At 68.1% G+C, this 10,234-nt stretch carries 5 protein-coding genes; 3 read left to right on the top strand and 2 right to left on the bottom strand.

All coding sequences use genetic code 11. The features are described 5' to 3' along the window. Positions 1 to 45 precede the first annotated feature (45 nt). Complete coding sequence (locus tag QLH51_RS18365; RefSeq protein ID WP_125662107.1) at positions 46 to 2,103, bottom strand: S9 family peptidase; 2,058 nt, start codon at positions 2,101 to 2,103, stop codon at positions 46 to 48. A gap of 85 nt (positions 2,104 to 2,188) precedes the next feature. On the opposite strand from QLH51_RS18365, the gene QLH51_RS18360 reads away from it, so the two are divergent. The 3 genes from QLH51_RS18360 to QLH51_RS18350 all read left to right on the top strand — a co-directional run bounded on the left by QLH51_RS18360 (position 2,189) and on the right by QLH51_RS18350 (position 6,814). After that, a complete protein-coding gene (locus tag QLH51_RS18360; protein WP_125662104.1) occupies positions 2,189 to 4,021 on the top strand; it encodes an aminopeptidase P family protein in 1,833 nt (610 codons plus the stop codon). Positions 4,022 to 4,337: 316 nt separating this feature from the next. Next, on the top strand, positions 4,338 to 5,672 hold the full coding sequence (locus tag QLH51_RS18355) for an MFS transporter (protein WP_164516243.1): 1,335 nt from the start codon (positions 4,338 to 4,340) through the stop codon (positions 5,670 to 5,672). Further along, complete coding sequence (locus tag QLH51_RS18350; RefSeq protein ID WP_125662102.1) at positions 5,669 to 6,814, top strand: glycoside hydrolase family 68 protein; 1,146 nt, start codon at positions 5,669 to 5,671, stop codon at positions 6,812 to 6,814. The genes QLH51_RS18355 and QLH51_RS18350 overlap by 4 nt, the downstream gene beginning before the upstream one ends. Here QLH51_RS18350 and putA read toward each other — a convergent pair. Then, entirely contained in the window at positions 6,804 to 9,902 is a 3,099-nt protein-coding gene (putA, locus tag QLH51_RS18345; RefSeq protein ID WP_125662100.1) for a bifunctional proline dehydrogenase/L-glutamate gamma-semialdehyde dehydrogenase PutA, read from the bottom strand. The genes QLH51_RS18350 and putA overlap by 11 nt on opposite strands. Positions 9,903 to 10,234: the final 332 nt, after the last annotated feature.

Raw genomic sequence — 10,234 nt, 5'->3', positions numbered from 1 at the left:
CCCTCCACCAGCTTCTCTTGTCCCCCTCCCCGTCCCGGGGCGGAATTACCCCTCCACCCCCAGCTGCCACAGCACGAACGCCATCTCCTCGGCGGCTTCCTTCAGGCTCTCCCACCGGCCCGACTTGCCGCCATGGCCCGCCCCCATGTTGGTCTTGAGCAGCAGCACATTGTCGTCGGTCTTGGTCGCGCGCAGCCGTGCCGCCCACTTGGCCGGCTCCCAATAGGTCACGCGCGGATCGTTCAGCCCGCCCGAAATGAACACCGGCGGATAGGCTTGCGCGGTGACGTTGTCGTACGGGCTGTACGAAGCGATCAGCTCGAACGCCGCCTTGTCCTCGATCGGGTTGCCCCATTCGGGCCATTCGCCCGGCGTCAGCGGCAGGCTGTCGTCGAGCATCGTGTTCAGCACGTCGACGAACGGCACGCTCGCAACCACCGCGCCCCACAGCGCGGGATCGGAGTTCATCACCGCGCCCATCAGCTCGCCGCCCGCCGATCCCCCGGCGATGGCGATCCTGCCCTCGGCGGTGAAGCCCAGCTCGATCAGTCCCTTCGCCACGTCCACGAAGTCGTTGAAGGTGTTGGTCCGCTTGTCGAGCTTCCCGTCGAGATACCATTGCTGGCCCAGATCGTCGCCACCACGGATATGGGCGATGGCGAACGCCATGCCGCGGTCGAGGAACGACATGCGACTGGTCGAGAAGCCCGGCGGGATCGCATAGCCGTACGCGCCATAGCTGTAGAGATAGAGCTTGCCCGTCCCGTCGCGCGGAAAGCCCTCCGGATACACCACCGAACACGGGATCGCCGTCCCGTCGCGGGCGGTGATCCGCAGCCGCTCGGTCGCGTATTTCGCGGGGTCGTAGCCCGACGGGATGGTCTGCACCTTGCGGACGGTCAGCGCGCCGGTGGCGACGTCATAGTCATAGACAGTGCCCGGCGTGACCATCGATTCATAACCGAGGCGCAGCGTATCGACGTCGTATTCGGGATTGTCGCCCAGCCCGACGACGAAGCTCGCCTCGGGAAAGGTGATCGGCCGCGCCTGTCCGCCAGCATAGTCGTGCAGCCGGATCTGGTCGAGCCCGTCCAGCCGCCCCTCGACCACGAACAGCTTCGCGAAGGTCGTGACCCCGGTCATGTAGAAATGCGGATCGGCGGCGATCGATTCCCGCCAGTCGTCCGGGGTCTCCAGCTTCGCGGTGGCGAGACGGAAGTTCGGATGCGTGTCGTTGGTGTGGATGAACAGCGTGCCGTCATGCTCCTCGACGTCATACTCCACGCCTTCCTCGCGCGCCTTCACCAGCAGCGGTTCGGCGGTCGGATCGTCGGCGGGCACCAGCCGCACCTCGCTGGTGACGTGATCGCCCGCCGAGATGACGAGGAACCGCCGCGACTGCGTCTCGCCCACCGACACGCGCCAGCCTTCGTCGGCCTCGTGGTACAGCTCGATATCCTGCTCTACGGCCGTGCCGATGCGGTGCAGCCGGGCATTGTCGGTACGCCACTGTTCGTTGGCGAGGCCGTAGAGGAAGGCGCTCGAATCGGCGGTCCACACCAGTTCGGACAGCGTGCCCGGAATGACGTCGGACAGCAGTTCGCCGGTGGCCAGATTCTTGACCCGCGCCTCGAACCGCTCGCCGCCGTCATCGTCGATCGCATAGGCCAGCAGCCGCCCGTCGGGGCTGACCGACAGCGCGCCCAGCCGGAAATATTCCTTGCCAGCCGCCAGTGCCGGTTCGTCGAGAATCAGTTCGTCGTCGCCGCCCGCAACGGGCTTGCGCCACCAGCGGCGATACTCGCCACCCGTCTCGAAATCGGACCAGTACCACCAGTCGCCGTCGCGCTGCGGCACGGTGGCGTCGTCTTCCTTGATCCGCGCGCGCATCTCGGTGAACAGCGTGTCGACCAGCGGCTGGTGCGGGCCCATCACCGCCTCGAAATAGTCGTTCTCCGACCGGAGATAGTCGAGGATGGTTGCGTCCTCGACCTTCGGGTACTTCGGGTCGCGCAACCATGCCCAGTGATCGGACACGGTAATACCGTGGCGTTCGAAGCGGTGGTCACGTTGTTCGGCGATCGGCGGGATGGGCTTGGTCATAGGACGCCCATGTGGGACGACTACCCGAGGAAGTCGAGCGAGCTTGTGCTTTTGCGCGATCGTCGCCTTTGATACGAGCACGGGCATGACCAACCATGCCGAACGCCTCGCCGCCCTGCGCGTCCATCTCGCCACGCTCGACCTGACCGGATTCGTCGTGCCCCTGACCGACGAATATATGAGCGAATATGTCGGCGACTATGCGCAGCGGCTCGGCTGGCTGACCGGGTTCAGGGGCTCGGCGGGCAGCGCCGTCGTGCTGCGCGATACCGCGGCGATGTTCACCGACGGGCGCTATACGCTGCAGGTCCGCGAACAGGTCGATGCCGCCGACTGGCAGTTCGTGCAGGTTCCCGCGACGGCGATGGCCGACTGGCTGGGCAGTCATGCCAGGCCAGGCGACCGGATCGGCTACGATCCGTGGCTGGCGACGGTCGATTGGGTCGCGGCGACCGAACGGGCCTTGGCGGACGTCGGCGCGACGCTGGCCCCGGTCGCGGCCAACCCGATCGACGCGTTGTGGACCGACCGCCCTGCCCCGTCGCTCGCGCCGATGGCGGTGCAGGACGATTCGCTGACGGGTCGCACCTCGGCCGAGAAGCGCGCCGCGGTCGGCGAATGGCTGACCGAACGCCGCGCCGATGCTGTGGTGCTGTCGGCGCTCGATTCGATCGCATGGACCTTCAACATCCGCGGCACCGACGTTTCGAATACCCCGGTCGCGCTCAGCTACGCGATCGTCCATGCCGACGGCACTGCCGATCTGTTCGCCGCCCCCGGCAAGGTCGGGGAGGACGTCGCCCGCCATCTCGGCAACGCGGTACAGGTCCGTCCGATGGCCGACTTCACCGCAGCGCTGGACGGACTGGCGGGCAAACGCGTCGCCGCCGATCCGGATCGCGCCGTTGCCGCGATCCACGACACGCTGCGCAGCGCGGGTGCGACGATCCTCGCCGAACGCGACCCGACCGTGCTGGCCAAGGCGATCAAGAACCCGGTCGAGATCGCCGGACACCGCGCGGCACAGGCGCGCGACGGCGCGGCGATGGTCCGTTTCCTGAAATGGTTCGAGGAAACCGCACCCTCGGGCACGCTGACCGAATTGTCGGCGTCGGACCGGCTGGAGGCGATCCGCACCGAAACCGGGCTGCTGCGCGACCTGTCGTTCGACACGATCAGCGCGACGGGCGCCCACGCCGCCAGCCCGCACTACAAGGCGACGGTCGAGAGCGATGCGCCGATCCTGCCGGGGCAACTCTACCTGATCGATTCGGGTGGGCAATATGCCGACGGTACGACCGACATCACCCGGGTCATGCCGGTCGGCGTCGTCGCGGACGAGATGCGCGACCGCTTCACCCGCGTGCTGAAGGGGCATATCGCAATCGACACCGCGGTCTTTCCCGACGGCACGCTCGGCGGCCATATCGACGGCTTCGCCCGCCGCCCGCTGTGGGAGGCCGGGCTCGACTATGCGCACGGCACCGGCCACGGCATCGGGTCCTACCTGTCGGTTCACGAGGGCCCGCAGCGGATCGGCGCGCCCAACTACCCCGGCGGCGGGCCGATGGAGCCGCTGCGCGCCGGCATGATGCTGTCGAACGAGCCCGGCTATTACAAGGCGGGCGAATACGGCATCCGCATCGAGAACCTGATCCTGATCGTCGAGCGTCCGGTGCCCGGCGGCGACCTGCCAATGCTCGGGTTCGAGACGCTGACCTTCGTCCCGATCGAGCGCTCGCTGATCGTTCCTGCCCTGCTGAGCGAGCCGGAACGGGCGTGGGTCGACGCCTATCACGCCCGGGTAGAGGCGCTGCTGACCCCGCTGCTCGACCTCGAAACCGCGGCATGGCTCGCCGCGAAGTGCGCGCCGCTTGGAGCGGTTTCCGATCAGGTTGGATCACCGGCACGGCGGTGATTTCGGTTCGGGGCAAGGCGCGAGGAGGGAGCGATGCTGCAGCATCGTGACCGACGAGCAACGCCGCCCCGGATGGAAAGCGCCCCGCTGCGAAGCAGGCGCCCGAAGGGCGATGACGGCGGTTCAACCTGGTCGGAAGCCGCTCCAGCTGATCGCCACGGACCAGGGACTGCACCCCCCGCCTCCGCGGGAATGGCGGCAGCGACTGCCCGAAGCGATCTGACGGGCCGTACTGCAATCGATTGTTGCAATTCGATCCGGAAGGCGCGACAAGGGTCGGTGTCGGCGGCAGACCGGCGTGCAAGGAGCAGGAACCATGGCGCCCCCGATGAAACCGCAGCTGTCGCTGCCGCGCATCCTCGAGATGAATCTCGGCTTTCTCGGCCTGCAGTTCAGCTTCGGGCTGCAACAGGGAAACATGGCCCCGATCTACAGCTATCTCGGTGCGAACGAAGCGCAGCTGCCGCTGCTGCAACTCGCCGGGCCGTTGACCGGTCTGCTGGTCCAGCCGTTGATCGGTGCGCTGAGCGACCGCACCGACAGCCGCTGGGGTCGCCGCACCCCCTATTTCGTCATGGGCGCGGTGCTGTGCTGCTTCGGGCTGTTCTTCATGCCGCTGTCGGGCTCGATCCTGATGGCGGTCTCGCTGCTATGGATCCTCGACGCCGGCAACAACATCACGATGGAGCCGTATCGCGCCTATGTCAGCGACCGCCTGAACCCCGACCAGCACCAGATCGGCTTCCTGACGCAGAGCGCCTTTACCGGCCTGGCGCAGATGCTCGCGTTCCTCACCCCTTCGCTGCTGGTGTGGGCGGGGATGAACCAGGACTGGGTCGACACGCACAACATCCCCTATACCGCGCGGGTGGCGTTCATGGTCGGCGCGGTGCTGTCGCTCTCGACGATCCTGTGGTCGATCCTGCGCGTACCCGAACTGCCGCTGACGCCGACCGAAAAGACCGCGATCGCCGCGAAGCCCACCTCGTTCGCCGCGACCCTCGCCGAGATCGGCAGCGCGATCCGCGACATGCCGCCCGCCATGCGCAAGCTGGCGCTGATGAGCCTGTTCCAATGGTATGCGATGATGGCGTACTGGAACTACGTCATCTATTCGGTCGGGCGCTCGGTCTACGGCACCGCCGATCCGACCTCGTCCGGCTTCCATTCCGCGGTACTGACCAATGGCGAGATGGCGGCGTTCTACAACGGCGTCGCCTTCCTTGCCGCCTTTGCGATGGTGCCCGTTGCCAGGCGGATCGGCGCCGCGCCGCTTCACGCGCTCAGCCTCGTCGCCGCCGGCATCGGCATGCTCGTCCTGCCGCATGTCACGTCGAAGGCGCTGCTGTTCCTGCCCGCGATCGGCATCGGCCTCGGCTGGGCCAGCATCATGGGCAATCCGTACATCATCCTCGCCGGATCGATCCCGCCGGAGCGGACCGGCGTCTACATGGGCATCTTCAACATGATGATCGTCATCCCGATGCTGATCTTCTCGGCCACCATGTGGCTGTTCTACGAACCGCTGCTCGGCGGCGATCCGCGTAACGTGCTGACGCTGTGCGGGGTGCTGATGTTCTGCGCTGCGGTGGCGGTGTGGAGCGTGCGCGACCGCGGCGATACCGGCCTGCCGGTGGGAGCGGCGCGGTGAAGCTGCCCACCAGCGCGCGCACCCACTGGTCGGCAGAAGCAGTCGCGACGATCGCGCTCGATGGTCCCGACCGGCTGCCGGTCCTGACGCCCGCCGATATCGTGCCGATCGATCCCGGCCATGACTTCTGGGACATGTGGCAGATCGCGCGGACCGATGGCTCGACGGTGGTCGTCGCCGGGCGCAGCTACTGGTTCTTCCTCGGCACGCCGCGGTTCGACGATCCGGAATCGCGCCATGACGCCGCGCGTATCTACCTGACCAGCCACGGTTCCGACGGCTGGCGGCTGCATGGCCCCGCCTTCCCCGATGGCTTCACGCCGGGAAGCCGCGAATGGTCGGGGTCGGCTGTGCTGAGCGAGGACGGTGTCACGCTGACCATGTACTTCACCGCCGCCGGTCGCCGGGGCGAACCGCACAGCTTCGAACAGCGCCTGTTCGAGACGGTGGGCCGGTTCGCCGCCAATGGCACGGACGGCTGGTCGCCGCCGGTCGAGAGCGTCGTGGCCGACGGCGGCTGCTACCGCATCGCCGACGAAACCGTCGCCCCGCCCGGGGGGATCAAGGGATTCCGCGATCCCGGCTTCTTCCACGATCCCGCGACCGGGCACGACCACCTCCTGTTCGTCGGATCGGCGGCATGGACCGATGCTGCGCTCGACGGCGTCGTCGGCATCGCCAGTCGCGAAGGCGGCGATGCCCCGTGGCGGCTGGGATCGCCGCCGATCGATGCGATCGGGGTCAACAGCGAACTCGAACGCCCGCACATCATCCTGCGCGATGGCCGCTATTATCTGTTCTGGTCGACCCAGGCGAAGCGCTTCGCCGCCGGCCTGCCCGCCCCCACCGGGCTCTATGCGATGGTCGCCGACAGCATGAACGGACCGTGGCGCCCGGTGAACGGCAGCGGACTCGTCGCCGGTAACCCCGCGGCCGAGCCGACGCAAGCCTATTGCTGGTGGGTCACCGGCGAGGGGCAGGTGCTGGCGTTCATCGACTATGCCGGACTGGAAGGCGAGGACGCCACAGCGGACGTGAGCCTGCGCCGCGCCCGGTTCGGCGGCACGGCCGCGCCCTTCTTCCAGCTCGACTTCGCCGGCGACCGGGTGACGATCGCCGGTTCCGTCCGCGCTACAGGTTGAGCAGCGCGGGGTCGCCGCCCTTCGCCATGATGTTGATCGAGGTCGACCGCTCGGCCGCATAGCGCAGCAGCGCATCGGGGCCGCCCGCCTTGGGACCGGTGCCCGACAGCCCCTCACCGCCGAAGGGCTGCACCCCGACCACCGCGCCGATGATCGAGCGATTGACGTAGACGTTGCCGGCCGGGACCAGCGCGGCGACCTCCTCCGCGAAACGATCGATCCGGCTGTGGATGCCCAGCGTCAGGCCGTACCCGCGTGCCGCCAGCTTGCCCGCGACGCCGGCCAGGTCGGCCGGGTCGTAGCGATAGACGTGCAGCACGGGGCCGAAGACTTCGCGCTCGAGAAAGTCGGGGCTCGGCACCTCGGCGATGACCGGCGCGAAATAGGTGCCGCGTGCGTCGTGGCCGCGGGTGTCGCCGCGGAACAGGATCTTCGCCTCGCGCTCCAGCCGTTCGACATGCGCGTTCAGGGCGTTGCGCGCGTCGTCGTCGATCACCGGGCCGATATCGGTCGCCGGGTCCGCCGGATCGCCGATCACCATGCAGCCCGCCGCACCGACCAGCGTCTCGATCACCGCATCGGCGGTATCCTTCGGCAGGTAGAGCAGCCGCAGCGCCGAGCAGCGCTGCCCGGCCGAACCGAAGGCCGACAGGAGCACGTCGTCGACCACCTGTTCGCGCAGCGCGCTGGTGTCGACGAACAGGCCGTTCAGGCCGCCGGTCTCGGCGATGAACGGCAGGATCGGGCCGTTGCGGCTGGCGAGGCTGCGGTTGATCGCCCACGCGGTGTCGGTGCCGCCGGTAAAGGCGACGCCGGCGATCGCGGGATGCGCGACCAGCGCCGCGCCGACGTCCGCGCCTTCGCCGGGTAACAGCGCCAGCAGGTCGGGGTTCAGCCCGGCGGTGTGGAACAGGCGGACGGCCTCGGCGGCGACCAGCGGGGTCTGTTCGGCAGGCTTGGCGAGCACGGCATTGCCAGCGGCCAGCGCGGCGGCGACCTGTCCGGTGAAGATCGCGAGCGGGAAATTCCACGGCGAGATGCAGACGAAGACGCCGCGGCCGTGGAGTTCGATCTGGTTCACTTCACCCACCGGACCCGGCAGCACGGTCGGGCCGGCGAAGCGGGTTTCGGCCAACAATGCGTAATAGCGACAGAAATCGACCGCTTCCCGCACTTCGGCGACGGCGTCGTTCAGCGTCTTGCCGGCTTCGGCGGACAGGATCGCGATGAAGCGGTCCATCTGCGCATCAAGGGCGTCGGCCATGGCGCGCAGAACCCTGCCCCGCGCCACGCCGCCCATGGCGTTCCAGCCGGGCTGCGCAGCCCGCGCCAGATGGGCGGCGCGGTCGATGTCGGCCGGGGTGGCGGCGGTGACCGAGCCGATGGTGCGGGCGCGGTCGACCGGACTGGTCAGCGGCACCGCGCCGGCGCCGGACAGGCCCTGCCCGCCGACGATGGGGGCGGCATGGATGTTGGCGAAGGTGCTGCGGAACGAGCGGGCCTCGGCACGGACCGTGGCGATCGAATAGTCGCGGCCGAGGGGGTTGGCGCGGCCGGGATAGATGTCCGAAGGTGACGGCAGGCGCGGATGTTGGCGCGGCGCCGCCGCGACCGCCGTGACCGGATCGGCGACCAGCGTGGTCGCCGGCACCTCCTCGTCCAGCAGCGCGTTGACGAAGCTGCTGTTCGCACCGTTTTCGAGCAGGCGGCGCACCAGATAGGGCAGCAGTTCCTCATGCCCGCCGACCGGCGCATAGGCCCGCAGGATCAATGCGTTGCCGCCGATAGTTGACGCCGCGGCACGGTACAGCCCCTCACCCATGCCGTGCAGCCGCTGGTGTTCGATCCGCACCCCGGCCCGGTCGGCCATATGGCGCACCGCCATCAGGCTGTGGGCGTTGTGCGTCGCGAACTGTGGATAGAGCGCCGGTGCGGCGGCGATCAACTTGTGTGCGCACACGAGGTAGCTGAGGTCGGTCGCCGCCTTCGACGTGAATACCGGATAGCCCGGATGGCCGGCGATCTGCGCGCGCTTGACCTCGCTGTCCCAATACGCGCCCTTGACCAGCCGGACCATGATCCGCCGCCCGGTATCGCGCGCCAGCCGTTCCAGCCCGTCGATGACGCCGCGCGCACGCTTGCCATAGGCCTGCACCACGACGCCCAATCCGGTCCAGTCGCCCAGTTCGCCCGCGCGCGCCAGCCGGTCGATCAGCTTGAGCGACAGCGCGAGGCGGTCGGCCTCCTCCGCATCGATCGCGAGGTTCAGATCATGGTCGGCAGCGATCAGGGCAAGGCGCTTCATGCGCGGGTACAGGTCGGCGAAGACGTCGTCCTCGCGCACCGCTTCGTAGCGCGGGCACAGTGCCGACAGCTTGACCGAGACGCCATGCCCCTGTTCCGGGGTGCTGCCCGGTGCGCGGGCGCGACCGACCGCGTCGATCGCGGCGGCATAGATCGCTTCGTAACGGTCGGCATCGTGCGGGGTGCGCGCGCCTTCGCCGAGCATGTCGAACGAACAGAGATAGCCTTCCTTCGCCGCCCGCTTCAGCGCGGCGTCGATCGTCGCGCCCAGCACGAACTGGTCGCCCATGATGCCGACCGCGGCGGACAGCGCGCGGCGGATGACCGGTTCGCCCAGCCGCCCGGCAAGACGGCGGATCGTCTCGCCCACCCCGGCGGCCCCGCCCTCGCCCACCAGCTTGCCGGTCAGCGTCAGGCCGATGGTAGAGGCGTTGACGAACAGGCTGGACGACTGGCCAAGATGCGCCGCCCAGTCGGCCGCGCCGACCTTTTCGGCGATCAGCCGGTCGCGCGTCGCGGCATCGGGGGTGCGCAGCAGCGCCTCGGCAAGGCACATCAGCGCCAGCCCCTCCTGCGTACCCAGCGAGAATTGCTGGAGAAAGCCTTCGACCACGCCGGGTTTGGCCGCGGCGGCGCGGGTACGCTCGACCAGCGTCGCGGCGTTGTCGACGATGGCGGCGCGGTCGGCCTGCGTCAGCGGCACCTGCGCCAGCAGTTGCGGCAGCAGGACGCTTTCGTCGGTGAACTTGTCGGCGTCCAAGGCGTCCCAGTCGATCGCGGGCATTCTTCTCTCCAGTGTCGGTTCCTCGGTATATCGCGGGTTGCTACGAAGGTGCTTCGTATGTTGCGGAGTTTTGACGAAGGGATTAACTCTGCTTGGCCCTTTCGTAAGATATAATTCGGATCAGGCCGGAGGTAGCGATGGCGGAGCAGGGATCCAGGCTCTGATGACTTGAAACCTACCCGTTCGTGCTGAGTAGGGGCTGAGCTTGTCGAAGACCCGTATCGAAGCGCCTGTGACAGTCTTTCGATACGCCCCTTCGACAAGCTCAGTGGCTACTCAGGACGAACGGCTATTCCTGAAGTCATTATACTCTAGCGCTCGCGCAACGGAGG

Origin of the sequence: Sphingomonas sp. 2R-10 (assembly GCF_030062225.1) — a bacterium.
Taxonomy (GTDB): domain Bacteria; phylum Pseudomonadota; class Alphaproteobacteria; order Sphingomonadales; family Sphingomonadaceae; genus Sphingomonas.
This window is presented reverse-complemented; position numbering and strand designations above follow the sequence as displayed.